Annotated in this window: 26 protein-coding genes and 1 pseudogene; 8 read left to right on the top strand and 19 right to left on the bottom strand. The window is 42.4% G+C overall.

Features of this window, described 5'->3' with window-relative positions:
• Nucleotides 1-16: 16 nt before the first annotated feature.
• Nucleotides 17-1,681, bottom strand: a complete 1,665-nt coding sequence (glnS, locus tag GSF13_RS14390; protein ID WP_211868904.1) for a glutamine--tRNA ligase — start codon at nucleotides 1,679-1,681, stop codon at nucleotides 17-19.
• Nucleotides 1,682-1,929: 248 nt separating this feature from the next.
• Between glnS and GSF13_RS14385 the strand changes: the two genes are divergently transcribed.
• Nucleotides 1,930-3,000 (top strand): DUF3083 family protein, encoded by a 1,071-nt coding sequence (locus GSF13_RS14385; RefSeq protein WP_211868902.1) that lies wholly within the window; start codon nucleotides 1,930-1,932, stop codon nucleotides 2,998-3,000.
• A gap of 111 nt (nucleotides 3,001-3,111) precedes the next feature.
• Here GSF13_RS14385 and fos read toward each other — a convergent pair whose 3' ends face one another.
• The 3 genes from fos to GSF13_RS14370 all read right to left on the bottom strand — a co-directional run bounded on the left by fos (nucleotide 3,112) and on the right by GSF13_RS14370 (nucleotide 5,308).
• Nucleotides 3,112-3,519, bottom strand: coding sequence for a fosfomycin resistance glutathione transferase (gene fos / locus GSF13_RS14380; RefSeq protein ID WP_211868900.1), 408 nt, complete (start codon nucleotides 3,517-3,519; stop codon nucleotides 3,112-3,114).
• 113 nt (nucleotides 3,520-3,632) lie between these two features.
• A complete protein-coding gene (locus GSF13_RS14375) occupies nucleotides 3,633-4,559 on the bottom strand; it encodes an FAD-binding protein (RefSeq protein WP_211868898.1) in 927 nt (308 codons plus the stop codon).
• Nucleotides 4,556-5,308 (bottom strand): electron transfer flavoprotein subunit beta/FixA family protein, encoded by a 753-nt coding sequence (locus tag GSF13_RS14370; protein ID WP_010604704.1) that lies wholly within the window; start codon nucleotides 5,306-5,308, stop codon nucleotides 4,556-4,558. The genes GSF13_RS14375 and GSF13_RS14370 overlap by 4 nt, the downstream gene beginning before the upstream one ends.
• Before the next feature lie 176 nt (nucleotides 5,309-5,484).
• Here GSF13_RS14370 and GSF13_RS14365 point away from each other — a divergent pair, with 176 nt between their 5' ends.
• Together GSF13_RS14365 and GSF13_RS14360 are read left to right on the top strand one after the other, a co-directional pair.
• Nucleotides 5,485-7,134, top strand: a complete 1,650-nt coding sequence (locus tag GSF13_RS14365; protein WP_010604703.1) for an electron transfer flavoprotein-ubiquinone oxidoreductase — start codon at nucleotides 5,485-5,487, stop codon at nucleotides 7,132-7,134.
• A gap of 83 nt (nucleotides 7,135-7,217) precedes the next feature.
• The gene (locus GSF13_RS14360; protein WP_211857595.1) at nucleotides 7,218-7,697 is read left to right on the top strand and encodes an acyl-CoA thioesterase; all 480 of its coding nucleotides are present in this window, start codon (nucleotides 7,218-7,220) and stop codon (nucleotides 7,695-7,697) included.
• 382 nt (nucleotides 7,698-8,079) lie between these two features.
• Here GSF13_RS14360 and GSF13_RS14355 read toward each other — a convergent pair whose 3' ends face one another.
• Nucleotides 8,080-8,367, bottom strand: coding sequence for a hypothetical protein (locus GSF13_RS14355; protein WP_211868896.1), 288 nt, complete (start codon nucleotides 8,365-8,367; stop codon nucleotides 8,080-8,082).
• Nucleotides 8,367-8,549, bottom strand: a complete 183-nt coding sequence (locus GSF13_RS14350; protein ID WP_102056761.1) for a hypothetical protein — start codon at nucleotides 8,547-8,549, stop codon at nucleotides 8,367-8,369. The genes GSF13_RS14355 and GSF13_RS14350 overlap by 1 nt, the downstream gene beginning before the upstream one ends.
• Nucleotides 8,550-8,706: 157 nt before the next feature.
• On the opposite strand from GSF13_RS14350, the gene tsaA reads away from it, so the two are divergent.
• From tsaA to GSF13_RS14335, 3 genes are all read left to right on the top strand, one after another.
• A complete protein-coding gene (gene tsaA / locus GSF13_RS14345; protein ID WP_211868894.1) occupies nucleotides 8,707-9,414 on the top strand; it encodes a tRNA (N6-threonylcarbamoyladenosine(37)-N6)-methyltransferase TrmO in 708 nt (235 codons plus the stop codon).
• Nucleotides 9,415-9,545: 131 nt separating this feature from the next.
• Complete coding sequence (locus GSF13_RS14340) at nucleotides 9,546-11,273, top strand: proline--tRNA ligase (RefSeq protein WP_206472887.1); 1,728 nt, start codon at nucleotides 9,546-9,548, stop codon at nucleotides 11,271-11,273.
• A 130-nt stretch (nucleotides 11,274-11,403) separates the two neighbouring features.
• Nucleotides 11,404-12,204, top strand: coding sequence for a UDP-2,3-diacylglucosamine diphosphatase (locus GSF13_RS14335; RefSeq protein ID WP_010604698.1), 801 nt, complete (start codon nucleotides 11,404-11,406; stop codon nucleotides 12,202-12,204).
• A gap of 442 nt (nucleotides 12,205-12,646) precedes the next feature.
• Here the strand turns inward: GSF13_RS14335 and GSF13_RS14330 are convergent, their stop codons facing one another.
• The 4 genes and pseudogenes from GSF13_RS14330 to GSF13_RS14315 all read right to left on the bottom strand — a co-directional run bounded on the left by GSF13_RS14330 (nucleotide 12,647) and on the right by GSF13_RS14315 (nucleotide 16,732).
• The gene (locus GSF13_RS14330; RefSeq protein WP_211868892.1) at nucleotides 12,647-13,789 is read right to left on the bottom strand and encodes a hypothetical protein; all 1,143 of its coding nucleotides are present in this window, start codon (nucleotides 13,787-13,789) and stop codon (nucleotides 12,647-12,649) included.
• 155 nt (nucleotides 13,790-13,944) lie between these two features.
• The gene (locus GSF13_RS14325) at nucleotides 13,945-15,153 is read right to left on the bottom strand and encodes an ABC transporter permease (RefSeq protein WP_102056757.1); all 1,209 of its coding nucleotides are present in this window, start codon (nucleotides 15,151-15,153) and stop codon (nucleotides 13,945-13,947) included.
• A complete protein-coding gene (locus tag GSF13_RS14320; protein ID WP_211868890.1) occupies nucleotides 15,146-15,931 on the bottom strand; it encodes an ATP-binding cassette domain-containing protein in 786 nt (261 codons plus the stop codon). Before GSF13_RS14320 ends, GSF13_RS14325 begins: the two co-directional genes overlap by 8 nt.
• 1 nt (nucleotide 15,932) lies before the next feature.
• Nucleotides 15,933-16,732, bottom strand: a pseudogene (locus GSF13_RS14315) (DUF3025 domain-containing protein).
• A 258-nt stretch (nucleotides 16,733-16,990) separates the two neighbouring features.
• On the opposite strand from GSF13_RS14315, the gene GSF13_RS14310 reads away from it, so the two are divergent.
• Nucleotides 16,991-18,616: a M28 family metallopeptidase gene (locus tag GSF13_RS14310; protein ID WP_211868888.1), complete on the top strand. Its 1,626-nt coding sequence runs from the start codon at nucleotides 16,991-16,993 to the stop codon at nucleotides 18,614-18,616.
• A 70-nt stretch (nucleotides 18,617-18,686) separates the two neighbouring features.
• Nucleotides 18,687-19,853 (top strand): putative manganese transporter, encoded by a 1,167-nt coding sequence (locus tag GSF13_RS14305; RefSeq protein WP_211868886.1) that lies wholly within the window; start codon nucleotides 18,687-18,689, stop codon nucleotides 19,851-19,853.
• 326 nt (nucleotides 19,854-20,179) lie between these two features.
• Here GSF13_RS14305 and GSF13_RS14300 read toward each other — a convergent pair whose 3' ends face one another.
• The 9 genes from GSF13_RS14300 to GSF13_RS14260 all read right to left on the bottom strand — a co-directional run bounded on the left by GSF13_RS14300 (nucleotide 20,180) and on the right by GSF13_RS14260 (nucleotide 25,691).
• Nucleotides 20,180-20,350, bottom strand: a complete 171-nt coding sequence (locus tag GSF13_RS14300; RefSeq protein WP_211868885.1) for a hypothetical protein — start codon at nucleotides 20,348-20,350, stop codon at nucleotides 20,180-20,182.
• 155 nt (nucleotides 20,351-20,505) lie between these two features.
• Nucleotides 20,506-20,802, bottom strand: a complete 297-nt coding sequence (locus tag GSF13_RS14295) for a DUF5710 domain-containing protein (RefSeq protein ID WP_099029134.1) — start codon at nucleotides 20,800-20,802, stop codon at nucleotides 20,506-20,508.
• Between the two features lie 115 nt (nucleotides 20,803-20,917).
• On the bottom strand, nucleotides 20,918-21,235 hold the full coding sequence (locus tag GSF13_RS14290) for a HigA family addiction module antitoxin (RefSeq protein WP_099029135.1): 318 nt from the start codon (nucleotides 21,233-21,235) through the stop codon (nucleotides 20,918-20,920).
• Between the two features lie 10 nt (nucleotides 21,236-21,245).
• A complete protein-coding gene (locus GSF13_RS14285) occupies nucleotides 21,246-21,470 on the bottom strand; it encodes a type II toxin-antitoxin system RelE/ParE family toxin (protein ID WP_249122787.1) in 225 nt (74 codons plus the stop codon).
• A gap of 704 nt (nucleotides 21,471-22,174) precedes the next feature.
• Nucleotides 22,175-22,546, bottom strand: a complete 372-nt coding sequence (locus tag GSF13_RS14280; protein ID WP_211868883.1) for a hypothetical protein — start codon at nucleotides 22,544-22,546, stop codon at nucleotides 22,175-22,177.
• Nucleotides 22,547-22,658: 112 nt separating this feature from the next.
• Nucleotides 22,659-23,012, bottom strand: a complete 354-nt coding sequence (locus GSF13_RS14275; protein ID WP_211868881.1) for a hypothetical protein — start codon at nucleotides 23,010-23,012, stop codon at nucleotides 22,659-22,661.
• A 130-nt stretch (nucleotides 23,013-23,142) separates the two neighbouring features.
• Nucleotides 23,143-23,433: a hypothetical protein gene (locus GSF13_RS14270; protein WP_211868879.1), complete on the bottom strand. Its 291-nt coding sequence runs from the start codon at nucleotides 23,431-23,433 to the stop codon at nucleotides 23,143-23,145.
• Between the two features lie 336 nt (nucleotides 23,434-23,769).
• Nucleotides 23,770-24,861, bottom strand: coding sequence for an IS91 family transposase (locus GSF13_RS14265; protein ID WP_174168922.1), 1,092 nt, complete (start codon nucleotides 24,859-24,861; stop codon nucleotides 23,770-23,772).
• A complete protein-coding gene (locus tag GSF13_RS14260) occupies nucleotides 24,858-25,691 on the bottom strand; it encodes a tyrosine-type recombinase/integrase (RefSeq protein WP_211868877.1) in 834 nt (277 codons plus the stop codon). The genes GSF13_RS14265 and GSF13_RS14260 overlap by 4 nt, the downstream gene beginning before the upstream one ends.
• Nucleotides 25,692-25,851 lie beyond the last annotated feature (160 nt).

Below are 25,851 nucleotides of genomic sequence, written 5' to 3'. Positions count from 1 at the left end.
CCGACCTCATTCAGTATTAACCTTGCTGTTCTATCTTAGCCCACGAATCACGTAGACCAACAGTTTGGTTAAACATTAGCGCTTCTGACTTGTTATCACGACAGAAGTAACCTAAACGCTCAAACTGATAACCTTGCTCAGGCTTAGCGTTTGCAAGTGCTGGCTCAAGTTTGGCATTTGCAATGGTTACCAAAGAGTCTGGGTTTAACACTTCCGTGAAATCTTCAGCAGCCGCTGGGTTTGGCACAGTAAATAGACGATCATACTGACGCACTGGCGCTTCAATACAATGTGAAGCAGATACCCAGTGAATTACGCCTTTTACCTTGCGGCCATCTTCTGGGTTTTTACCTAAAGTATCAGGGTCGTAACTACAGTAGATTGTCGTAATATTACCGTTTTCGTCTTCTTCAATGCGCTCAGCTTTAATCACATAAGCATTACGAAGACGCACTTCTTTACCTAGCACCAAACGTTTGAACTTTTTGTTCGCTTCTACGCGGAAATCTTCTTGTTCAATGTAGACTTCGCGCGTAAACGGTAGCTCACGCTCGCCCATGTCTAATGTTGGGTGATTAGGCGCTTGTAGCATTTCAACTTTATCTGCATCAAAGTTTTCAATTACTAGCTTAACAGGGTCAAGTACCGCCATGGCGCGTGGTGCATTTTCGTTTAAATCGTCACGGATACACGCTTCTAGCATGCCCATTTCAACCATGTTGTCCATTTTGGTTACGCCAATGCGCTTACAAAATTCGCGAATTGCAGCTGGTGTATAACCACGACGACGAAGCCCTGCAATTGTCGGCATGCGCGGGTCGTCCCATCCTTCAACATGGTTATTAACAACCAAGTCATTAAGCTTACGCTTCGACATCACCGTGTATTCAAGATTTAAACGAGAAAACTCGATTTGCTGCGGATGACACGCAATGCTGATGTTATCTAGCACCCAGTCGTACAAACGGCGATTATCTTGGAACTCTAATGTACAAAGTGAATGCGTGATCCCTTCAAGCGCATCGGAAATACAGTGCGTAAAGTCATACATCGGATAGATACACCACTTATCACCAGTTTGATGATGGTGTGCAAAACGTACACGATAGATGATAGGGTCGCGAAGCACCATAAATGAGCTTGCCATGTCAATCTTGGCACGAAGAACACATTCCCCTTCTTTAAACTCGCCATTTCTCATTTTTTCGAATAAGGCTAAGTTCTCTTCAGGTGAAGTGTCACGATAAGGGCTATTTTTGCCAGGCTCAGTCAGCGTGCCACGATATTCACGCGCCTGCTCAGGCGACAAGAAGCAAACGTACGCTTTGCCATTTTCGATTAGCTCAACTGCGTAGCTATAGAGCTTGTCAAAGTAATTTGATGAATAGCAAATTTCGCCATCCCATTCGAACCCTAGCCACTGTACGTCTTCTTGGATCGACTTAACGTAATTGATGTCTTCTTTTTCTGGGTTGGTATCGTCAAAGCGTAAGTTGCACTTACCTTGATAATCTTGGGCAATACCAAAATTTAAGCAAATTGATTTAGCATGACCAATGTGTAAAAAGCCATTTGGCTCAGGTGGAAAACGTGTGTGCGTAGACGCATGTTTGCCACTGGCAAGATCCGCATCAATAATGTTGCGAATAAAGTTTGATGGGCGATTTTCAGTTTCCGCCATAGGAAATCTTTCCTCTGAATTATGCTCTTAGTTAACCTCGGCATTATTACAAAAACTCAGCCGAACTTACAGCAATTATCTGCGCTGTATCAGGATTTATTCATTTGGTTAAATGTTCATCAGATTTTTGTGACAAATTTTGTTCTAGCGCAATATTTCCGTCACAACTTCATCCTATAGTTGCGCCATCTCAGTGTTTATACCACAAACACTGCTTAAGTCACGTTACCGAGGAAAGGACAAAAGTAATGGCTTCAATGAATTTGAATCGTGTTTATATATCAACTAAGGCTAGGAACAACCACTATATTCTTGCTGAGTTTAAACCGGATGATGCATTCTATGCATGTTTTGACTCCAGCAGCGCGTGTTACGAGCGTTTGTCTCGCCAGCTATTCGCACTGTGTGACGAATATGAGCTGCATAATGTACATGTAATTGCGAACGATAAATTGCCGGTGGTGCGTTACCACGACGAAGCCTATACCATGCAAACAGAAAAGCAGATTTTGTTTTTCTACAACCCTAAGTTCCACGAAGCGCACCAAACTTATCTCAATGACGGATACCAAGCGCGTAAAATCCGCTTATTATTTTTAGCCACGGGAAATGAATTACGCGCCAATGCTGCGACCTTCCACAGCAAAGTGAAAAAGGTGCTTGATGCACTTAAAGAAGGCTTTTCTCCGGTAGAACCTCAGTTTAGAGTGAGAGACCATCAACATTTAACCTATGACCTTTTTGCCAAAGCTAAAGGCGACAAAGAGTCATATGGCTATAAGTTGCGTGCGCTTTACCCACGCTATCAAGCCAGAAACTGCACGTTACCAGAAGAATATAGCGAAATGACTTACGCGACCTTTAACATTCCAGTGTCACGAGCAATAAAAACAGAGTTCCAAAGCCAAATGCGCCCGGGTGACTACGGACAATTCTATCGCACACTAGAAGATGCATTTCTTTCTTCTTGCAATGATAAACAGCTCAATATGGTAGCAATGGTAGCCGATGGCCGTTTGCCTATCGTCAGAAGCGCCAAAATCGATAAGTCCGATACTAACCGAGAGCTACAAAAACTGAGTTTTGATACCGGCTCCGGTGACAATCAAATTTACTCACTGTTTAACGAAGCAAACCTAGTAGACACCATTCGCTTTGTCATCGTCGCCAATGACAAAGACAAAAAAGACATGGGCTATGGTCGTTTTATGAATCACGTAGAAACGGCGATTAAACGCTTTGTTGCACAACTTCCTGTTAATGTTGAAAAGCAAGATATCAACGTACGCTTCTTCCAACATATTAGTTACGACTACTAACCATTAAATATGGTTTGGGCGCTTCCGAGCAAGTCATTGCGCCCTACTTGTTTACCAGAATAATATAAGCACCAATTTAAACGACGAGATAATTAACTCTCGTAATTGAAATTATAATTTTTTATACCAAGTGAGGCCTGAATAAGGTTGCTGCTGCAAACTTTTTAACCGACTTTGCAAACTACCACTATGGATCTCAAGTTTATGATGATCGGGGTCATAAATATAGAGTGAGTCTCCTTCACTGCTATTTTGCTGCCATACGCCAACCCCGTTTTCCAATAATGTTTTAGAAAAAGTTGTAAAGTCTTCGGCAGCAATATTGAACGCTACATGACTGTAATCTGAGCTTGGAGATACCTCACCTAAAGATAAGCAAAGCCATACCTCACCAAGCGTTAAATATGCCCCATTGTCCCAAGTTACCCAAAGCTCAAACCCTAGCAAACCGCAGTAAAAATCCAGTGACGTATTTAGGTTAGATACCGCTATTGTGATGTGATTTAATCCTGATAACATATTTATTCCTACCGCTTTTTATCCCAGACACGAAAAAAGCCGCGACCAAAGGTACAACGGCTTTAACAACCAGAATTATTTTTCTTGATGTAGGCTAGCTACAAAAAGAAGCGTTACAGTGCCTGTTCAAGCTCTGGTAACGCATCAAATAGATCCGCAACAAGGCCATAATCAGCCACTTGGAAAATCGGGGCTTCTGGATCTTTGTTGATAGCGACAATGACCTTAGAATCCTTCATACCCGCAAGGTGTTGAATTGCGCCGCTGATCCCAACTGCAATATATAAGTTAGGCGCCACAATCTTACCGGTTTGGCCCACCTGCATATCATTAGGCACAAAGCCCGCGTCAACAGCAGCACGCGATGCACCAATTGCGGCCCCTAGTTTGTCAGCAATACCATTTAGTAAGGCAAAGTTTTCGCCGTTTTGCATACCACGGCCACCTGAAATAACAACCGGTGCGGCAGTTAATTCAGGGCGCTCAGATTCAGTTTGTTCAATGCTCACAAACTCACTCACTTGAGAGGCAATACTTTGCGAGCGATCCTCAATGTCACATGCTGCTTGAATCTCTACGGCATCAAATGCTGATGCACGCACAGTGATAACTTTTTGTGAGTCTAATGATTTTACAGTCGCAATTGCATTACCCGCATAAATTGGACGCTTAAAGGTGTCTGCATCAATCACATCGATAATTTCTGAGATCTGTGATTTGTCGAGTAACGCCGCGACACGTGGCGCGATATTTTTACCTGTGGTAGACGCTGAAAACAAAATGTGTGAAAAGTCACTTGCTAATTCAACAACTAGCTCAGATGTGTTTTCTGCCAACTGATGTTCGAATGAAGCATCATCAACAGCAACCACCTTTTTTACGCCAGCGATCTGTGCAGAGTGATTGGCAGCCTCAGCGATGTTGTGACCTGCAACTAATACGGTGATGTCGCTTGCTATTTTTGTTGCAGCAGCAACCACCTTAGCGGTTTCAGGCTTCAATACACCATTTTCGTGCTCAGCAATAACTAATACGCTCATGAGATCACCTTTGCTTCTGTTTTTAACTTGTTTACTAACTCTTCAACGCTCTCAACCATCACGCCACCAGAGCGCTTAGCTGGCTCTTCAACTTTCACCAATTCAATACGAGGAGCTAAATCAACGCCTAACGAATCCGCTGCGATTACGTCTAGTGGTTTACGCTTAGCTTTCATGATATTTGGCAGTGAAGCATAACGAGGCTCATTCAAACGCAAGTCTGTTGTCACGATCGCTGGAAGTGATAGCGACACCGTTTGCAAACCGCCATCAACTTCACGTGTCACTTGTACTTTATCGCCTTCAACTACAACTTTAGAGGCAAAAGTGCCCTGAGCACGCTTAGTTAACGCCGCTAGCATTTGTCCTGTTTGGTTATTATCAGAATCGATAGACTGTTTACCTAGAATGACCAGCTCTGGACTTTCTTGTTCCACTACCTTAGCCAGTAGTTTTGCAATGTGCAGAGATTCAAGCTTTGCGTCTGTTTCAATGTGAATTGCTTTATCTGCACCTAGTGCAAGCGCCGTTCTTAGCTGCTCTTGACAAGCTTTATCGCCAATTGAAACGGCAATAACTTCCGTTGCGGTGCCCGCTTCTTTTAAACGAACCGCCTCTTCTACTGCGATTTCACAAAATGGGTTGATCGCCATTTTAACATTGCTCAAATCAACATCACTGTTGTCAGATTTGACTCTTGCCTTTACGTTGTAATCAATCACGCGTTTGATTGGCACAAGTACTTTCATGGTTACTCCATCATCTGGTTATTCTCTAAGCTGACGTCTACGTCAACAAATTATTTTATTGGTTTCAGACTACTTCCTGTTGACGTAAACGTCAACCTCAAATAACCTTAGTTTAACGAAAATCAAACTAAAGCCTCTCTTTAGTTAATCTACCGTCAAATAGTGTGAGGTTAATAATGGTCGAACGTGAAACCATGGAGTTTGATGTTGTGATAGTTGGTGCAGGTCCTGCGGGCCTGTCTTGCGCTATCCGACTCGCTCAACAGGCTCAAGAAAAACAACAAGAATTAATGATTTGTGTAGTCGAAAAAGGCTCTGAAGTAGGTGCACATGTCTTGTCAGGTGCAGTGTTTGAAACCAAAGCACTAGACGAACTTATCCCTGATTGGGCTGCAAAAGGCGCTCCCGTGACAACAAAAGTGACGGGTGACGACATTTATTTATTCAAAAATGAAATCAATGCCACCAAACTGCCTCATCTAGTGGTACCAAAAACATTTAAAAATGACGGCAACTATATTGTTTCTATGGGTAATGTTTGCCGTTGGCTCGCTGAACAAGCAGAGCAACTTGGCATTGAAATTTTCCCAGGCTTTAGCGCCCACTCTCTAATAATAGAAGAGCAACAAGTTAAAGGTATTATTACCGGTGATATGGGCCTAGATAGAGATGGCCAGCCTAAAGACAGCTACATGCCTGGAATGGAGCTTAGAGCGAAATATACCGTATTTGCTGAAGGTTGCCGTGGCCACTTAGGCAAACAACTTATAGCTGAATTTAAACTGGATAAAGACGCTTCCCCTCAACACTATGGCATCGGCTTTAAGGAAATTTGGCAAGTAGACCCAAGCAAGCATAAAGAAGGTCTTGTTGTACACGGCACAGGTTGGCCACTCGACAATGATACCCATGGCGGTTCATTTATGTATCATGCTGAAAACAATCAAGTCGTGGTCGGGTTAATCATCGACTTAAATTACACTAATCCACACCTAAGTCCATTTGATGAGTTTCAGCGTATGAAGCATCACGACACCTTTGCGAGTGTACTTGAAGGTGGTGAGCGCATTGCCTATGGTGCTCGAGCAATCGCCAAAGGTGGCTTTCACAGCCTACCTAAAATGCATTTCCCAGGTGGTTTACTGATTGGCTGTGACGCAGGTACCCTCAACTTTGCCAAAATTAAAGGCAACCATACTGCAATGAAGTCAGGTATGCTTGCAGCCGATGCCATCATTGAGGCATTAGGCCAAGAAAGCGCTCCGTCAGACTTGGTAAGTTTTGCCGACAAATTTAAGGCAAGTTGGCTTTATGATGAGCTTTATCAATCTCGTAACTTTGGCCCAGCAATGCATAAGTTAGGTCGTATTATGGGTGGCGCCTACAATATGATCGACCAAAACATTTTCTCAGGTTCGCTACCATTTACTATTAAGGACGAACATCAGGATCACGCACAGCTTAAGCTTGCATCTGAATCGCAAACTATAAGTTACCCAAAGCCGGATGGTAAATTAAGTTTTGACAAACTTTCTTCCGTATTTTTATCGAATACCAATCATGAAGAAGTGCAACCATGTCATTTACAGTTAAAAGATTCTGAAATACCAATCAAAGTGAATTTAGCTAAGTTTGATGAGCCTGCGCAGCGCTACTGCCCTGCAGGCGTGTATGAAGTAAACGAAAACGAGCAAGGTGAGAAGCAGTTTGTTATCAATTCGCAAAACTGTATTCATTGCAAAACCTGCGATATTAAAGATCCGAGCCAAAATATTACCTGGGTCACCCCAGAAGGGGCTGGTGGTCCGAACTATCCAAACATGTAATATCAATAAATCCTAAATTGCGGGGCGAAATGCCCCTTTCTTTCCTATACTTAGCGTATATTTTTAAAAATAGAGCTGAGCCTATGCCACAACAATCCGTCACCTTTCGATTTTTAGCAGAGCCCACCGACGTCAACTTTGGCGGTAAAGTACACGGTGGTATGGTCATGAAATGGATTGATCAAGCTGGGTATGCTTGCGCCGCGGGTTGGAGCGGCAGCTATTGCGTTACCGTTTCAGTTGCGGGCATGCGTTTCCACCGTCCGATTCTTGTGGGTCAGATTGTTGAGGTTTCCGCGCGCATTGCCCATACCGGGAACACCAGTATGCAGATTTTTATTCAGGTGCGCTGTGGTGATCCAAAAACGCAACGACTTGTCGAAACCAATCACTGTATTATCAGCTTTATCGCCATGGACCAAGCTGGGTATCCAATTCAAATTCCTCAGTTTAAAGCGAAAACCGAAGAGGAGAAAAAATTAGAAGCCTATGCAATGAAAATGAAGGAAATAGCGATCCAGACCGAATCGCTATTAGAAGAAACCTTGTCCGATAGTAAATAACATGAAGGTTTGATAACAAAAATTAAAGTGTAGAAGTTCAACTACGATTGAACTTCTAGCAGTTTAAAGGCGCTATTCGGCTCACCAAAAACCACGACATTACACTCACCCCAACTTTTCGATATATGCCACTGCATATTTTCAGCAAATTTAAATTGTGAGAACTGGTTACAATGACGAACTTCGGGGCATTTGGACGGATTTCTTGCAAGTGGACCAGCATTAACAATGTTGACAAGTGCAAATTGGATTCGCTCTATGCAGAGATACTAAAGCTGCTGAAACTAAGTACCATTGAACTAGCGATTTAATCCAATTTTACATTTAAAAGCTTATCCAACAAAGAACATTACTTATTCAAACTTTAAGTTAAATAGCAATTTCACAAAAGGTTTCTTGCAAGAGAAAAAATAACTTTTTCACTAGCAGCTAGCGCATCGCGTTTGCTTAAATTACCTTCTTTTAATAATTGTAAGCTTACTTTTTCAGCCTCTTGACTGAGCAGTACATCCATTTTAGTTGGACTTACTATCCCTTCTGTTAAATCATTAATTATTGCTTGCAATGCAGCTCTACGCTCCGATATAGCGCGGATCAAAATAGGCTTTAAAGGGGATGATTTACAGAGCACTTCTTGACAACTTTGGTCAACCTTTCTATGAAACTCCATTATTTACACTCATCTCGTTTCAGGCGATTAAATGCTTGTAATTTTTCTCGTAAACCTTGAATTGGCTTTATATCTTCTACCAATTGCTTGTACTCGTACGCTCGAGTACCAATAATTTGTTCGTTATCTGTGCGTAAACTCGAACGTAAGCCATTTTGGGGCGAAAAAGTGTGCCGATTCATGTTGCGACTTCCACCAGCAATTCCATTGTTTACAAGGTTATGCGAAAAATCTGAATAGATAAATTACATGACATTACAGGGCTAATTACGAGCAGGGTTTTGTGAAAGTCAGGATCAATAGTAAACTTCGCTCATCTTAATTAAAACAGAGACCATAGTGGAACAAATCACTATCGAGCCCATCGGCTTTATCCAATCTCCTTATAAACAGAAGTTCGCTATACCGAGACAACCAAGGCTTGTCCCAGAGGCAAAAGCCAAGCTTAGATTTGTTGGTGAATTCAATCGCGAAGAATTTGTTCGTGGTATTGAAGCGTTCACGCATATATGGTTGTTGTTTCGTTTTCATGAAACCGCTGATAAAGGTTACTCCGCACTTGTACGTCCTCCGAGACTCGGTGGCAATGAACGTAAAGGCGTGTTTGCGACTAGAGCGACTTTTCGACCCAATGGGATTGGCATGAGTGCAGTAAAGCTCGAGGGCGTAGAGTATAAAAATGGTCAGCTGGATCTATTGCTCTCCGGCGTAGATTTATTGGACGGTACACCAATCATTGATATTAAGCCGTACCTTCCCTATTCAGATGCCTTGGTGGATGCCACGGCTGGCTTTGCTGATACTCGGCCAGAAACGCAAATGTCTGTTAGTTTCTCAGACGAGGCCAACATTTTTATCGAAAAACAGAAAAACTATCCTGAACTTCGACAGTTCATTACCAATGTACTGAAGCAGGACCCTCGTCCGGCTTATAAAAAGAAACGCACATCACAGCAGGACTATGGTATGAGTTTGTATGATTTTAATATTCGCTGGACTGTGGATGGTGAGCATAACCGTGTCACTGAAATATCGTTAGCAAAATAGCAAATTCAGCGGCTTGCCAATAAACTTATAAATTATGAAGATGTTTAGGTATTAAAGCTTTTTAAGCGGCTACTGCACTGCTAGAATAGCCGCCAATAAGAGAACAATAAGTAACTTATACTGGAATAAGAATGCGTACGAGTGAATATATATTAGCGACTCTAAAAGAGACGCCGTCTGATGCAGAGGTGGTAAGCCACCAGCTAATGCTTAGAGCGGGTATGATCCGTAAATTGGCTTCAGGTCTTTATACTTGGCTACCATCAGGCCTAAAAGTTTTCCGCAAAGTAGAGAGAATTGTCCGTGAAGAAATGGACAAAGCGGGAGCGATTGAGCTGCTAATGCCAGTGATCCAGCCTGCAGAGCTATGGGAAGAGTCAGGCCGTTGGGAACAGTTTGGTCCCGAACTACTTCGTATTAATGACCGTCATGGCCGTCCATTTGCACTTGGTCCAACGCATGAAGAAGTGATCACTGATCTTGTACGTCGCGAAATCAACAGCTATAAGCAACTGCCGATCACACTTTATCAAGTCAGTACGAAAGTACGTGACGAAGTTCGTCCACGTTTTGGTGTGATGCGCGCGCGTGAATTCACCATGAAGGATGCCTATTCATTCCACATGACTGATGAGTGCCTTGAAAAAACGTATCACAAGATGTTCCAAGCTTACTGCAACATTTTTGATCGTTTAGGCGTTGACTACCGTCCTGTTATTGCTGACAGTGGTTCAATTGGCGGCAACCTATCGCATGAGTTCCATGTACTTGCAGAGTCTGGTGAAGATGCAATCGCATTCAGTGATGAAAGTGACTACGCTGCAAACATTGAAAAGGCAGAAGCACTTGCACCAACTGAAACTCGCCCAGCGCCAAGTAAAGAACTTAATACGTTTGACACGCCAGAAGCTTTCACCATCGCTGAACTAAAAGCAAAACATGGCGTTAAACCACACCGTGGTGTGAAAACACTCATCGTGTATGGCGCACCAGACGAAGACGGTAAACGTGGGCTTGTCGCGCTTATCGTTCGTGGCGATCATGACTTAAATGAGCTTAAAGCTGAGAAATTAGCACTAGTGGATTCACCGCTCGAGATGGCAAGCGAAGAAGACATTGTTAACGCTATTGGTGCAAAACCAGGCTCTTTGGGACCTGTCGGTCTTTCAATGCCTATCATTGTCGACCGTAGCGCAGCTATCATGGCTGATTTTGTTGCCGGTGCAAACAAAGATGGTGTTCACTATAGTGGGATCAACTGGGACAGAGACGTAAGCGCTTATACTGTTGAAGATATCCGTAACGTGGTTGAAGGCGATCCAAGCCCTTGTGGTAAAGGTAAAATCCTTATCAAACGTGGTATCGAAGTAGGTCACGTGTTCCAACTTGGTACTAAGTACTCTGAAACGATGAAAGCTGGTGTACTTGGCGAAGAAGGGAAAAACCAAACATTAACCATGGGTTGTTATGGTATTGGTGTTTCTCGTATCGTTGCCGCTGCAATCGAGCAAAATAACGATGATTATGGTATTAAATGGCCTGTTGCTATTGCGCCATTTGAGTTGGCAATCGTGCCAATGAATATGCATAAGTCTCACCGTATCCCAGAGATCGCAGAAAAGTTCTATACAGATCTACAAAATGCGGGAATTGATGTGTTATTCGACGACCGTAAAGAGCGTCCGGGCGTTATGTTTAACGATATGGAACTTATCGGTGTTCCTTATACCCTAGTGATTGGCGAGCGTAATCTTGATGAAAATAAGGTTGAGCTAAAAAATCGTCAAACTGGCGAAAAACTGATGCTGGATATTGGATCTGCGGTTGAAACAATCGTTAATGCAATTAGAAGTAAATAAACCTACGTAAATTGCATGACAAAAGAGCATACAGATGTATGCTCTTTTGTCATATTAGCTTCTCCTAACTGCCCCGCCACTGTCATCTTTGCCTCTTAGCATTGTCATTATTACGCTAAAGAGCCAAGCCATGAAAACAACATACTATCCGAGTATTTGGATCTCAGACGTACACTTGGGCTACAAGGACTGTAAAGCAAAGTTCTTGCTAGATTTTCTCAACAAAACCGAATGTGATGTACTCTATCTGGTTGGTGATATCGTTGATCTATGGTCAATGAAACGCCAGTTTTTTTGGGATCCATCCCACTATCAGGTATTAGAATGCATACAAAAAAAAGCGGGATCTGGTACACGCGTTATCTACATACCGGGTAATCACGACGAAACCTTCAGAAACTATGTTGGGCAAACGCTTTTTAAAGTCGAAGTGCATAAAACCTTTATTCATACCACTTCCGCAGGTAAGCGGTTTTTATTACTACACGGTGATGATTTTGACTCGGCAACAAGATACAACAAACTGATCAGTATCATTGGGGATGCCGCTTATGATTTTCTACTCTTCTTAAATCGCTGGACCAATCGCGTACGACGTTTATATGGTGGTCATTATTGGTCGCTTGCATCTTGGCTGAAAAAGCGCGTGCATAAAGCCAGAGAGGCCATTGCCGCATTCGAGAACGCAGCAATTCATGAAGCGAAGAAACAAGGTGTCGACGGTATTATCTGCGGGCATATCCACCAACCAGAGATCCGTGTCGTAGATGGTATTGTGTACTGCAACGATGGTGATTGGATAGAAAACTGCACGGCATTGGTTGAAAACCAAGAAGGTCGTATCGAATTGCTGCATTGGTCAGATGTACAATCTGTCCTCAACGTAGTTGAAATTGACAATGTTAAAACCGATAATGTTGAAGCCGCTTAATAGCGGCTTCAGTTCTTCCAGTCACTCTTCTTTTAATAGCTTATGCAGTAAGTCAGTACGCTTATTGATACGCTTGTTTTGCACGTATGCCTCTGCGCTTAAGCCCATCATTAAAATCAAAAAGATGTATAATACCAATGGAATTAATTCTCTAATCAATTTGAAGGGTGAAATAGCATATTAGCTTCGTTAAAAATTTCTCATTTAGAACAACTAAATAGCAAAATTTTTGCCTTGCCTATATGGAGATAGGTACCTTAGCGGTAGCAGGACGCGAGAGCGGTGCTACTAAAGCTATTTCCCCGCTTCAAGATAGATCATTTACTTAATACAACTGGTATAAAACGAGTTGTTCAATAATTTCTGGATAGCGATAAATTAAAAATACTATTGCCTCTAGCATACCGATATTCTGGTAGAATCGCCGCTTTTGTCAGGTGTGTTATATCACAAATGTGGTCATTGCCCAGACAATAATACCGATAATAAATACTAGAATACCATATTGAAAGTGCCTCACCATTGGGAACACCGCTTTATCCGTTCGTTCGATAGACAAAGGATATTGCCAATGCGTTAACGCAAGTAAGAGTGGCTCGGCTTCTACGCTCATGCCAGAGAGTGAAACCGTCGCACCATACTCAGTATCAAAGACCAAATCAACAATATGATTACGACGAGTCGAAGAGGTTAACCTATCTAAATCGCTGACTGTAAACGTATTCCAGTGTACCTTAATATCGTTAACTTCATCCTTTTTTACCTCTCGTGCTTGTTTATCTGTAAACAGTAACGCAGGTAGCAGCAAACTATTTTCCTCAACCTTAATTTGGTTACCGGGTGAGTGATAGACAAAATAGTGTTTATTACTGATAAATAAAGACGTCAACCAATAGCTAAAGTACGTGAGCACCAAAAATACCAAACCCGCTATGTAATTTTGTGACGAGTAAAGAATAAAGCAGGTCATTAGAGCAAAAGCCCCTACCACCATCCAAACAATATGCCGCTTATGCTTAGGCGTCGGTAGTGCACATCGTAACACGGAGAATCGCTCTTCAATATCGCGATTGCTATTCATAAACAAAGGAAATAATCTTGCAAGGCTAGTTGGAGTTGAGCGCGTAGTTGATCTCCTATCTGTATCAGCTGTTCGTTGAACGTTACGGTCAAAACCTGATGCAGACAAAAGCGCGTTGAGTTCATCAGTTTGCCGCAAACACGAAAATGAATAGACCGCAGGCTCCTCACTTTCTGAAAGATAACTTATACCGATATAATTGAGTTGCTTGTTACAATCCAAAGATACGTCAGCCACAGTAGGAAGTGGTATCACATACTCGTCTATTCGCCGAATATTTACATTCAATAGCGATAGTTGTTTAGTGATAACAAACTGCTTTTGTGCAGAGTCAAACATTAAACGATTACGGTATGAAAATAGTAACAAAGAAATCACTAAGTAGATCAGAGCTTCCAAAAAACTTGATCCGCCTAAGTGCAACACCGACGAAAACAAGAATAAAATGGCTATGCCGTTAGTAACCGATTCACTGACTGACTTAAGTACCGAGGTTGATGTCATCCTACATTCCTTGAGTGACTAAAATTGAAACCTACGACTTCCGCAAGCTATCCAAATAAACAGCAGGCTAAGTTACAAAAAGTTAAGCGCTGAATAAGGCGTTTATCGTACAGAAAAACGCCATAATTCTCAATGACTCACACCTAACTGAAGCTTTACCTAAACAAAACGGTTTCTTTATTAAACCATTTAACGCAGCACACGAGTAACCCAGCTGCTAAAACAGCAGAAGCGCCAAAAATTAATGCGACGTAACCATAATCAACCGTGCCTTTGATGATTTCTTTAATCGCTAATGCGACATTGGTAATTGGGATCAATGCAGTTTTAGCGGTTAGCTCCATATTTGGCATTAAAGACATCACAATGGGAATGAAGATCCCCATGCTGAGTGGTCCCATGTAGTTTTGTGCTTCTTTAAAGGTTCTGGCGTAAATTGAGATGGCAAGTGTTAGCGACGAAAGCATCACAGCAACAGGAAGCAACAGTGCAAAAATCAAGACAAAGTCTAATAATGCAACCGACGAGAAGGCGTTTTTAATTACGTCTAGCTCGACAAAGCTACTGGCAATTCCTATCCACAGCGCCATGCTGGAGACCGTGATAAGCGCACAGAATATTGAACTGCTCAATACGGTTAAAAATTTACCTAACACCAGCTCCGTGCGTGAGATTGGTGTTAATAACAGCGTCTCTAAAGTGCCACGCTCTTTCTCTCCAGCGCCTAAATCAATAGCTGGATAGCTCGCCCCCATCAATACCAACGGAATTAACATGTAAGGGATAAACGCACCTAACTTCTCGCCTAAATTTTCGCGTTTGTCAGCAGTATCCACTTTAGTAATCGATATGGGTTGGAGCACTGCCGCTTGCTCCGCTTGCGACAATCCCAGTGAGGTTAACTTCACCGCTCTGAGTTCATCAGAAAACTTCTTAGCAAGTTTAGACAAACGGTCATAAATAAAGTTGATAGATTGCGCATCGTTAAACACGATTTTCCATTCACTTTTTACGCCAGACTCTAGATTTTCAACCGGATCGGATGGAATAAAAATCCCAACATCGATCACGCCACTTCGTACCGCATCACTCAATGCTTCGACGCTATCAAGCTTGAGCTCACCTGCATATTTCTTAAAACTTTTATGATAAAAAACCTGCTCAGAGAACTTTTCAGCATAGGCTTCATTTGCGATGTAATACGTATGAACTTCTTGCTTCGCTTCCATGGCGGCTTGTGAAGCCATAAAGCCGACTAAAGCCATAATCACGGGAAATACCAACATCGGCAGTGCAATCACAAAAAACAGTGTTTTGCGGTCGCGCAGCAGCTCTCTAATTTCTTTTAAAAATACCTCAAACATGCTGTGCTCCCGTTAACAAATTTAAAAATGCTTGATTTAGCTCTTCACTTTGCCCCTTCACTTTAAACTCAGCCAAACTGCCATCAAAACAGGTGATCCCTTTATCGATAACAGACACCCTATCGCACAATAATGCAACTTCATCTAAGTGATGGGTAGAAAATATAACGGGTGTACCACGCGCTTTGAGGTCGCGAATAAAAGAGATAACCGTTTGTGTGGTCATAATATCAAGACCCGTCGTTGGCTCGTCTAATACGACGACTTTAGGGCTATGTACCACCGCCCGTGCAATATTGGTCTTTTGTTTCATACCGGTCGATAGGTGTTCAGCCCTTTTATCTAAAAAGGTTTCCATCTCTAAGCGCTGAAACAGCTCATCGCATTTCGCTTTTAATGCTTTTCCTTTTAAACCATGAAGTCGTGCAAAATATTCAACATTTTCTTTGGCAGTAAGACGCCCGTATAAACCAGTTGACCCTGATAGAAAGCCGATGGCTTTGCGTGCAACAACAGGCTTTTTCACAATATCCTGACCATCCACTAAGATAGTACCGGCATCCGGCGTCAGCGCAGTTGAGAGCATACGCAATGTGGTGGTTTTTCCCGCCCCATTGGGGCCGAGCAATCCAAGTACTTCACCTTGCCCACAGTGCAGGTTAACCTCTTCTACACTGTGAAAAAAACCATCACGCTCGCGAGGATCCGTCTGATTATTTTTCTTTTTATGTTCGCGAGTCAGGGCGAAACGTTTTTTTAATCCATTGATAGTTATCATGCTATTTCCTTCTTTTCGGCCTGAAATAGTCCGTATTTTGATAAAACTCTAAATCTTGTGGCTCATGCCAGTTTGGGATCCCAAGCAGCGGAATGGGTGACATTTTGGTATTGTCTTCAAGCAGCCCATCATTGATCAGTGCAACCAATTTATCATCTAACCAACGATATTGTTCGCTTAGTGAAAGTTGCCAAAATGCAGCATCAACATTGATACACACCAGCTTTCCCGTTAGCCCAATAAAGGGATTGGTTAGCATCTCGTAGTTTGCGTGGCCAAATACGAAAGGTTTTAGGTTTTGCTGCCATTCTGAACGATTATCGTAAAATACATTCTGCCATTGGTGTGATTTAAAGGCATCACGCCATTTATCATCATCAATTGCCAACACCAAACCACACTCATCAAAGAGTGTTAACGCGTTACGCTTTTTACTCCGCTGCTTTAAACCAAACTGTGCTATTTCTTCGATATGTAGGGCATTTAACAAAGCTTTTGTTTTTGGGAATAAACACCAAATCAACGCGCCAAATAAATCGTGCCAGTTTTGACTACGCGTCGGTACCTGATGGGTTTCAAAGATAATCTCTTCATAGTATTTATCGCCAAAGTCTATCGTTTCATCGGCCACAAAGCGGGTATCATATTGTTGCAAGCTAATGCTGTTTACATGAGAAGACAGCCACTGGGGCTTGGCCAGTCTTGTTGACTTTTTAAGTCAAAAAGCTGATTTAAATGGGAAAATGGCTCAGCATGTAAACATGCAACCTGCCACGCCTCAGGCGCTGTAAACTTTTTCATTTGATTGAGATACTTATCATGCAATTAGTCGACTATTTTACTGAAGCGCCTGATACTTGGCAAAAGCCAATTGTAAATGAGCGTAACAGGCTACGTCACACGCTAAAATGAGGATAGCGATTAAAAACAATGCAATGATCTGTTCCACAACAGTTCTTTCATTAATTTCTATCTCCTCTAGCCGTCTTGTCCCGCTCGAACTTTTACGCATTTTATGTTACTACTTATGGGTTCCTAACAAGTAAAAGAAAGGCAATTATGAAACTTAAACTGACGCTCAGCGCTCTATCTATGGCGGTGCTGGCGGGCTGTGTTAGCACTAGCAATAGCCCCCAAGACATCGATACTGCATACAATAGTATTAACGATGCTCAACTCAGAGCCCATATTAAAACCCTTGCCTCTGACGAATTTGGCGGCCGTGCTCCGTCAACAAAAGGTGAAGAGCTAACGCTTGCCTATTTAACCAAACATTTTAAAGCGCTTGGCTATCAGCCTGGCAATGGCAACAGTTTCTTGCAAGAAGTGCCACTGGTTTCGCTTGAAGCCGATCCTAATATGACGTTAACAATCGGTGGCAAAAACTACGAATATAAGAAAGACATGGTGATGGGCTCGGCCCGTATCAGCGAACTCGAATCAATCAAAGATTCAGAGCTGGTTTTTGTTGGCTATGGCGTAAATGCTCCAGAGTACGACTGGAATGACTACGAAGGCCTAGACGTGAAAGGCAAGACAGTGGTGATGCTAGTAAACGATCCAGGCTTTGCTAATCCCGACTCGGGTAAATTTACCGGTGAAGCTATGACCTATTATGGTCGTTGGACGTACAAATACGAAGAAGCTTCACGCCAAGGCGCAGCAGGTGCGATCATTGTTCACGAAACAGCGCCGGCTTCTTATCCTTGGAGCGTAGTAGAAAATTCTTGGAGTGGCCCACAGTTTGGCTTCCAAAAAGAAAATAACAATATGGACCGCGTTGCGGTTGAAGGTTGGGTAACGGTAGACGTTGCTAAAGAGCTGTTTCAAAAGGCTGGACTTGATTTTGACACAGCAAAGAAAAAAGCTGCTGAAGGCGCATACCACGTGGATATGGGCAACCTAAGCGCGTCAGTTACCGTCAAAAACACCATCAAAAAATCAACTTCGTATAACTTTATCGCCACCCTGCCAGGTAGTAATAAGTCAGACGAGCACATCATCTACTCAGCACACTGGGATCATTTAGGTACCGATCCAAACCGTAAAGGTGACCAAATTTATAATGGTGCGCATGATAATGCCAGCGGCACAGGCGGTATGATTGAGGTAGCTGAAGCCTTTACTAAACTGCCAACTCGCCCTAGCCGTTCAATTACGTTTTTGGCTGTGACGGCTGAAGAGCAAGGTCTGTTAGGCTCAAAATTTTATGCCGCAAACCCTGTTATTCCAGCAGAGAAAACCGTTGCTAACATCAATATGGATAGCCTAAATTTATTGGGTAAAGTAAAAGACATCAGCGTAGTTGGTATTGGTAAATCTGAGCTTGATGAAATGCTAGAAACCGCAGCAAAAGCGCAAGACCGTGTCGTTTCGGGAGATCCGCGTCCTGCCGCTGGTGGTTACTATCGCTCTGATCACTTCGCATTTGCGAACATGGGTGTGCCTGCAATGTACGCAGGTGGTGGAACTGAAGCACGTGACGAAGAGACTGAAACCTATCGTAAACGTATGGGTTTAGTATTGCGCGGTTGTTATCATCAGCCGTGTGACCGCTACCGTGAAGAGTGGGATTTAAGTGGGGCGATACAGGATCTACAGCTGTTCTTTAAAGTTGGCTATGATGTCTCTGAGCAAGACGCTTGGCCAAAATGGAAAGCAACCGCAGAGTTCCAAAGAAAATAATGCAAATGATATTGATTTTCATTTAAAATGAAATTAAAGTGCAACTTAGACAATACACGGGTTGCACTTTATGTTTTCATCTCTACTTCGATACTCTCAACCAGCACATGGCGCTAAGGTGAGTTTGTTGTTCAACAAGCGGTTGATTTTACCCCTCGTTATTATTGTACTAATGGCATTTGAAACGGCGAGACCAATTGTGGTCAGCGCGCTGAGCGATGCATTCTTTCAAGTCAGCGTTTTTGTTGCCGCTACCCTGCTCGTGTACTACTTTCTTGTTGACAGAATTCCACAGCTTAATCTCAGTTATCTGAGTACCAAATCCCCTATTCTCGAAATAGCCATGGCCTCAATATTGGGCGCACTACCCGGCTGTGGTGGTGCGATTATTGTAGTCACCCAATTTACCAAAAAACAAGCGAGTTTTGCTTCAGTTGTCGCAGTACTTACTGCGACGATGGGAGATGCTGCGTTTTTGCTACTCGCCAAAGAGCCCCTGACAGGCCTTACTATCATTGCGATGGGCGTTGGTGTGGGTATCGTGAGTGGGCTATGTGTGCACTTAATTCATCAACCCGACTTTTGTGTCCCGCAGACCATCAATGAGGTCGAAGAAGAAACCTTACACGCGAGCCGTGCGTTTAGTCTAAGCCGTAAGGTGTGGAAGCTGTGCTTACTACCTAGTCTTGCAATTGCACTCGCGATTGCTTTTAACGTCGATTTAGCACCTTTTGATGCAGAAATTGCTTGGCTTGGTGCAGCATTATGCCTTTTTGCTGTTTGTGTGTGGGCACTTAATTCAAAAGGCGTAAGCTATAAAGATATCACCTGTGAGGAAGGTGAATGCGACCCACCGTCAAAACTCACTAGAGTGCTACAGGATACGCATTTTGTGACCGCTTGGGTCGTTGCAAGCTTTTTGCTTTACGAGCTATCTACTGCGTATTTAGGGCTTGATCTCGCGGTTTGGTTTAAAGACTATGCGCTATATGCACCACTGGTGGCCATTCTTGTCGGATTATTACCAGGCTGTGGCCCCCAAATTGTTGTTACAACGCTTTACCTGCAAGGTGTCGTGCCATTTAGTGCCCTTGCAGCCAATGCCGTTGCTAACGATGGCGATGCGTTATTTCCAGCGATAGCACTGGCACCAAGGGCGGCGCTATTTGCCACTATCTACTCTGCAGTGCCTGCATTTATCGTGGGCTATGGCCTCTACTACATTAACTTGGCTTAATACTTGAGTACGTCGACGAAGTGATCTGACGCTGGCTCATACACGATCTGGAAGTTTAGGGTTATGAGTTCAACCAAATCTGACCGTTCGTAACTGATTAATTGCCGAAAGAGCGAATAGCGGACGGTTAAATAAACCTATTTTTGGACAAAAAACGTTTCAGGTCTTCGGCTGTATTAGGCAAATTTCGCTTAAAAGTTTCTATGGGCTAACGCCGCTTTAAGTAGTGAGCAACGCAATACAAAAGCCTCAGCATGCCACCTTAATCACTAAAATCAAAGCATAGCGAAAATGCCACGCGTTGCGAATCACTCTTATACAGACTGTTAGGGCTGAAACTCTTTCATTTGCCCATTTTCCAATATATGCTCAATAACCCCATATGATTCAGATGCTGAGATTTTTACAAATCCACTTTCTTTCAGTCTAGTAATAGCAATATCGGCTGACATTTCTGCACTGATAGGGAAAAAAGCACCCTCCGGTTCAGAATGCATAAAAAAGTCACCTAGTGGGGCTTTGCAGTGTTGACAATGATTCATGTAGTAAAATGAATCGGTCGTTGCGGAATAATCCAAGTAATAACTTTTGAAGTGTAGATCCAAGTATACTATCTGTCTCTCTGGGAGAAAGCTGACGTATAAATACTTGGTTATTCCTTCAGAGCGCTCATCACTTTCAGTGTCGATTGTGCCATGACTAGCAAAGGTAATGACTTCAGATGGTTTGTCGCACTTCCAGCAAGCTCTGTCGATTGAAGCAGATAAAATGGAGAGATAGCTTTTTGCGATGCACGATCATCATAAATCGGTAGCCAATTTTCGAATGGTCCCGTATCTAAACCTTTTGGAACGAACCACTTCTTTCTCTCTGAGTGCCAACGAGCGCCCAACGACTTTACTTTCTCTTTATCCTCAAATGGAACTTCTAAATATGTTATTTCATCCATAAAAAGCTACCTATTTCGATAAGCCCTAACACCGCGTAAAGGCGTGGAATAACGTTTGCTACGCTTGAGCGAAGCGAAATCGGCACACGTTATGGAATCGCCCTTAAACGCTTTGTTATGTACGTAGTTTGATATCTTGCGTTGAAAACAAAGGTTTTACTTGCTTGGCTTCATCTTGATAACGATTTCGTGTATCCCACAAGTCCACAGCATGTTGAATGTTAAGCCAAAACTCAGGTGTATTCCCAAGTGCAGCCGCTAACTTGATTGCAAGTGGAGCAGTCAGAGTACCACCATTAATTAAGTTACTGATGGTGTTCCTATGTACACCCATAGCTTCTGCTAATGTTTTTGATGTAATCTCCATTGGCTCCAAGAATTCAACTTTGAGCATTTCTCCTACACCAACTGGACGACGTTTAGTTCTGCGCATTATCCTAACCTCAGTATTTATGAGGGTCTAAATAGGTGTCTTCTGCTACACCGTCAACCCACTTAAAAATCAAACGATACTGTTTATTCACCCGTATCGAACACCAACCTTTCAGATTGCCTTCAAGATGTTCAAACCGATTACCCGGTGGAACTCTTAGATCTGATTCAGCTTTTGCTGCATCTAGGATTTCAAGCTTTCGATACAGCGCATTCTCTATAGTTTTAGGAGTCAAGCGATGACGCTTATCTTCCTCATAAAATGCTTCAAGCCAATCATCTTTTAAAATTTACTGACATATCCTCGCACTGTTTTACTGTGCATCTATAGTGAAATACTATCGCACAAAAGAGATGTGCACAAGTTGGAAGGACAAGAAAGTACATAACGCCGCAAATAAACGGCAAAAATTAGTTGGCTATAATTTGTGAGGTACTAACAAAGCCAACTGATTTTTGTCCGCACTTTTAATTTGCTTTGTTATATGCAGATTACCAATTCGCCTGATTAGTTTCTTTATAACCTAGCCACATAGTAACTGCTAGCGTAAAACACCCCAGAAAAATGAAAATAGCTGTTACATTTGGAGATTCTTGCACAATGCCAAGTTTTCCATTTAACCATGCAGGGAAGAATATACTAAACGGGATGTAGGTAACGATAAACATCAGGAACCAAATATATTGGCTAAACACGTTTAGTAAACTATGCCGACTAGTCAGTTTAAGTTTATCCGCTAAATGCTTATGGAACTTTACGATACCCAAACAGAGGCAAACATAGACCACAAACGAAACCACAAAAATAGTAATATTCACATAACTCTCTTAGGCATATAACGCCGCAATATGGGGCGTATAAATGCTTGGCTAAAATTAGCGAAGAATGAGCGCCAACCAAGCGTTAGACGTCCCATTTATAATTGCCTTGTTAGCTATACTATGCACCAATATAAGAGTTGATTAAAACACCAGACATACCAACTACGATAAAACCGAAAAAGAAAATAACGACGGTTCGCTCTGGTATCGCATGCACAATTAAAGACGGCATTTGTTTAAAAATGACTAAAGGCGGAACAAACAATACAGAATGACATTCAAATTTTTGATATTGCTTCCATACTTTTAAAAGAAACAACTTTACGCCTGTTAAATACATTAATACAAAGGTAGAAGCACCCAGCACCTCGATTAAAGCCATTAACTCCATGCCCATCATGATTTCAGGGCCAGCCATTAAGAAAACAATAATTATTGCTAGTGAATGCCAAATGCTTTTTGACATTAAATCTTTGATTCGTTCAAACACTAGCCCCTCCTTGTATAGCTAACGCCCGCATAATGGGCGGATTAAGCTTGGCTATAATTAGCGAGGAACGAGCGACAGCCAAGCTTTAGACGTCCATTCATTAATGCGTTTGTTATGGCTCTACCATCTTGGACTCTTCGAACCCACAAGTAGAACACTTGTATTCTCTTTCTTTAGCCCCTAAACGACCGAATGTAGGATGAGGACGCGTAGAAATTATTTTGAAAGTTCTGTTATTACAGCTTGGGCAACGTTCTCCAGTTGCGCTTGTAACTTCATCCAGTTTTTCTTTCAATGAAGCATTTTCCGAAACTAGGTCTGCAATTTTTAATTTAGCGTCAGCAAGCTCTAGGCTCAGATCTGCTAGTAAATTTTTAAATTCTGCGTCTTCGATGTTTTTCCCAATTTCACGAAGGCGAGTTGCTAGATTAATTGCTGTTGAAACAGTAGTTAGAATATCTGCCATAGATATATCCTTTTATCTTATTGAGCCATAACGCTTGCCTAACCAGCGCAAAATAGCAGGCTAAAATTAGCGACGAAGGAGCGCAAGCCTGCTGTTTTGCGTCCTTTGGTTTAGGCACTTGTTATATGAACTATTTACCGTGAAAAATAGCCCAAAAGGTTTCTCTGGCTTTATGTAGACTCGTTAAATTTTCACCTTTTGAAATACAAAGTCCTGATCCAGCTAATATTAATACTATAGGTAAAATCAAACTGAACATTTTGGCTTCAGCATCACTCCTCTCAACACCATTTAAATTAATGGTTACATTAGGGTCAAATAATGCTTCAAAAGCTGAGTAACCTAAGAGCACTCCTACACATATAAATAAAACACCAATTAGGCGCAATGTATTTTTATAAACACTAGCTGGTAAGTACACTCAGACCTCAAAGTTCATATAACATTTTAGTATTTATGCGACACGTAGTTTGTGTTGCATAATCGCTTGTTGGACTGAGCTGCTACCTGCTCGGTGTGACAGAGTTGGTGTTATTTATGCTATAGGAATTTGCTTTTTAGAGGCTCTCACTTTCCTAGCTAGTGTAATCAGTTTAGCTAGTGTTATGTAAGCTTTCCCTGCATTGCTCAGCGCTTATTATGTATTCATTACACCTAAATTTTCCTTAATAAGCAATTATATTTTTTAGCGTACAGAGGCCGCTAGCCTGAGCTATTAAGCAGGTTAACTAATTGATTTTGAGCAGCTATCGAGCTGCTAACTCGTTCGGTCTACTTTGGTCGGTGTTGCATCTAACTTGAATACGCCAATTAGCCGCAAGATACCTACCTTACAATGCTGACAAGGCCAATTCGGTATCAATGTCACGTTTTCTCCTGCCTTTGGCCTCTTTGCTCTGCATGTGCATGACGCCTGCGACCTTATCAGCGCTAACTTTCGCTTGCGACATGCATTGGCTAAAAAACCGTAATGCCGAATACGCATAAATCCTTTCGGTAGTACATGCTGCAAATAACGCCGTAAGAATTCGTCATTACTCAGTGTCATCACTTTATCACGATTATCATCTGCGTAATCTCGGTATTTGAAGCTCACCGACTGTGCATTCGCTGTCACTAAACGTGATTCAGACATCACGCCTTTTCGGGTATACCGTGCTAGGTAACTTACTAGCTTTTCACTGTAAGCTAAGCAGGCTTTGCTATACACGCACCACTTTGTTGGCGTGTTTATCTTCACGAGTGACGTATTAAAATCACTAAGCGCCGCTAGCATTTTTCCTCTAAAGACCGTTGATAACGCTTTAACGGGATATAAATAGCCTTTTTCTATCTCATTCCATTGAGTCTTATCGAGCGTACCTGCTGGGATTAAACAGTGTAAATGAATATGCTGACTTAAATTTTGCCCCCAAGTATGCAAGACGCTAGTCATTCCTAATTGGCCATGCCCTTTTCGGTTAGCAAATTTACTCAAGGTTTGCCATGCTGCTTTGAATAAACACTGGTATAAGGCACTTGGGTTATAGTGAGCAATGGCATTAAGTTCATGAGGAAGCGTAAAGACAAGGTGGAAATAGCGGCATGGCAATAAGTTCTCTTGCTGCTTTTGTATCCACCTTGCCGTTGCCATTCCTTGACACCGTGGACAATGGCGGTCTCGGCAGCTGCACCCAATCTGCTGTGACTCACCGCAGTTATCGCACTGCCATGTTTGATAACCGAGCTGACCCGTTCTGCATGATTGAAGATGCTGACAGACGCGTAGCTGCTGATAGCTCATTATATGATGTTGCCGATAATGCCCAAGGCTCGAATTTAAAATATCAGCGAGATGTAAAGTGCTCATGGTTTAACCCAACTTGCGAGTAAATCAACACCGCCATGCCCCAATTCGGGTAACCAATGTAAGTAGCTTTGCGTGGTTTTAATATCACTGTGTCCAAGCTGATGTTGAAGTTGGTGCAATGGCATGCCTGATTCAAGTTGATGTGTTGCATAAGCATGGCGTAGTGCATGTGGATTACAGTGAGTTAAGCCGCAATGTCGTGCATGTTCACGTAATGGTCTCCTGAAGCTTGATGCTGACATGGGTTTATCCATTAACCATCGTGAATAAAACATCCACTTTGTTGGGTGATACATTTTCCAGTAACTGCGTAATTGGTTGAGTACGCTATCGGAGGCCACCACATAGCGTGACTTATCTCCTTTACCTTGTTCAATCAAAATGGTTTTTCGCTTTCCATCAATATCTTGCACTTTAATATGTAAAAGCTCACCAATGCGTAAGCCACAACCATAGCAAACCACAATTAACGTTTTTAATCGCATATCCGTACAGTTTTCTATCAACCGCCGAATATCGTCTCGAGATAAATAGGTTGGTGCGCGAGTCTTCGCTTTTGGTAATGCGATATCTAGGTTCAGCGGTCGGTGTAAAATATGTTTAAACAAAAACCAAATACTATTTATTTGTACTTTTTGGCTTGCTCTAGAGAGTTTACGAATAGCCGGATCATTAAAAAAGGTATTCAGTTCATCATCGGTAATTGAATCGAGTGGTTTATTGAAATAGTGACTCAGTTTAAGTAGATGCTCACAGTAACTTTTGCATGTACATTGCGAATACCCTCGGTAGGCTATTTCTGTTTTGACTTGTTCTATGAGTGGGTTCATGCTTACCTCCAAGTTATGGGATAACCCCAAGGTAAGTGTGGCTCAGTTGGTGAGAGTAGGATCTCCGCGTAGCGGCTTAGTTCAACAATTTAATATCGAGCGATTGGGTCGTTTTTCTACTGCAATCTGTCTCGTTTTTGTCCCATGACTATTGATAGCA

The organism is Pseudoalteromonas sp. M8, from assembly GCF_018141365.1.
Lineage (GTDB): Bacteria > Pseudomonadota > Gammaproteobacteria > Enterobacterales > Alteromonadaceae > Pseudoalteromonas.
This window is presented reverse-complemented; position numbering and strand designations above follow the sequence as displayed.

Coding starts and splice junctions, on each gene's coding strand:
- glnS (WP_211868904.1), bottom strand. CDS start 1,681: ATGGCGGAAACTGAAAATCGCCCATCAAACTTTATTCGCAACATTATT.
- GSF13_RS14385 (WP_211868902.1), top strand. CDS start 1,930: ATGGCTTCAATGAATTTGAATCGTGTTTATATATCAACTAAGGCTAGG.
- fos (WP_211868900.1), bottom strand. CDS start 3,519: ATGTTATCAGGATTAAATCACATCACAATAGCGGTATCTAACCTAAAT.
- GSF13_RS14375 (WP_211868898.1), bottom strand. CDS start 4,559: ATGAGCGTATTAGTTATTGCTGAGCACGAAAATGGTGTATTGAAGCCT.
- GSF13_RS14370 (WP_010604704.1), bottom strand. CDS start 5,308: ATGAAAGTACTTGTGCCAATCAAACGCGTGATTGATTACAACGTAAAG.
- GSF13_RS14365 (WP_010604703.1), top strand. CDS start 5,485: ATGGTCGAACGTGAAACCATGGAGTTTGATGTTGTGATAGTTGGTGCA.
- GSF13_RS14360 (WP_211857595.1), top strand. CDS start 7,218: ATGCCACAACAATCCGTCACCTTTCGATTTTTAGCAGAGCCCACCGAC.
- GSF13_RS14355 (WP_211868896.1), bottom strand. CDS start 8,367: ATGGAGTTTCATAGAAAGGTTGACCAAAGTTGTCAAGAAGTGCTCTGT.
- GSF13_RS14350 (WP_102056761.1), bottom strand. CDS start 8,549: ATGAATCGGCACACTTTTTCGCCCCAAAATGGCTTACGTTCGAGTTTA.
- GSF13_RS14340 (WP_206472887.1), top strand. CDS start 9,546: ATGCGTACGAGTGAATATATATTAGCGACTCTAAAAGAGACGCCGTCT.
- GSF13_RS14335 (WP_010604698.1), top strand. CDS start 11,404: ATGAAAACAACATACTATCCGAGTATTTGGATCTCAGACGTACACTTG.
- GSF13_RS14330 (WP_211868892.1), bottom strand. CDS start 13,789: ATGACATCAACCTCGGTACTTAAGTCAGTCAGTGAATCGGTTACTAAC.
- GSF13_RS14325 (WP_102056757.1), bottom strand. CDS start 15,153: ATGTTTGAGGTATTTTTAAAAGAAATTAGAGAGCTGCTGCGCGACCGC.
- GSF13_RS14320 (WP_211868890.1), bottom strand. CDS start 15,931: ATGATAACTATCAATGGATTAAAAAAACGTTTCGCCCTGACTCGCGAA.
- GSF13_RS14310 (WP_211868888.1), top strand. CDS start 16,991: ATGAAACTTAAACTGACGCTCAGCGCTCTATCTATGGCGGTGCTGGCG.
- GSF13_RS14305 (WP_211868886.1), top strand. CDS start 18,687: ATGTTTTCATCTCTACTTCGATACTCTCAACCAGCACATGGCGCTAAG.
- GSF13_RS14300 (WP_211868885.1), bottom strand. CDS start 20,350: ATGCATTCTGAACCGGAGGGTGCTTTTTTCCCTATCAGTGCAGAAATG.
- GSF13_RS14295 (WP_099029134.1), bottom strand. CDS start 20,802: ATGGATGAAATAACATATTTAGAAGTTCCATTTGAGGATAAAGAGAAA.
- GSF13_RS14290 (WP_099029135.1), bottom strand. CDS start 21,235: ATGCGCAGAACTAAACGTCGTCCAGTTGGTGTAGGAGAAATGCTCAAA.
- GSF13_RS14275 (WP_211868881.1), bottom strand. CDS start 23,012: ATGGCAGATATTCTAACTACTGTTTCAACAGCAATTAATCTAGCAACT.
- GSF13_RS14265 (WP_174168922.1), bottom strand. CDS start 24,861: ATGAGCACTTTACATCTCGCTGATATTTTAAATTCGAGCCTTGGGCAT.
- GSF13_RS14260 (WP_211868877.1), bottom strand. CDS start 25,691: ATGAACCCACTCATAGAACAAGTCAAAACAGAAATAGCCTACCGAGGG.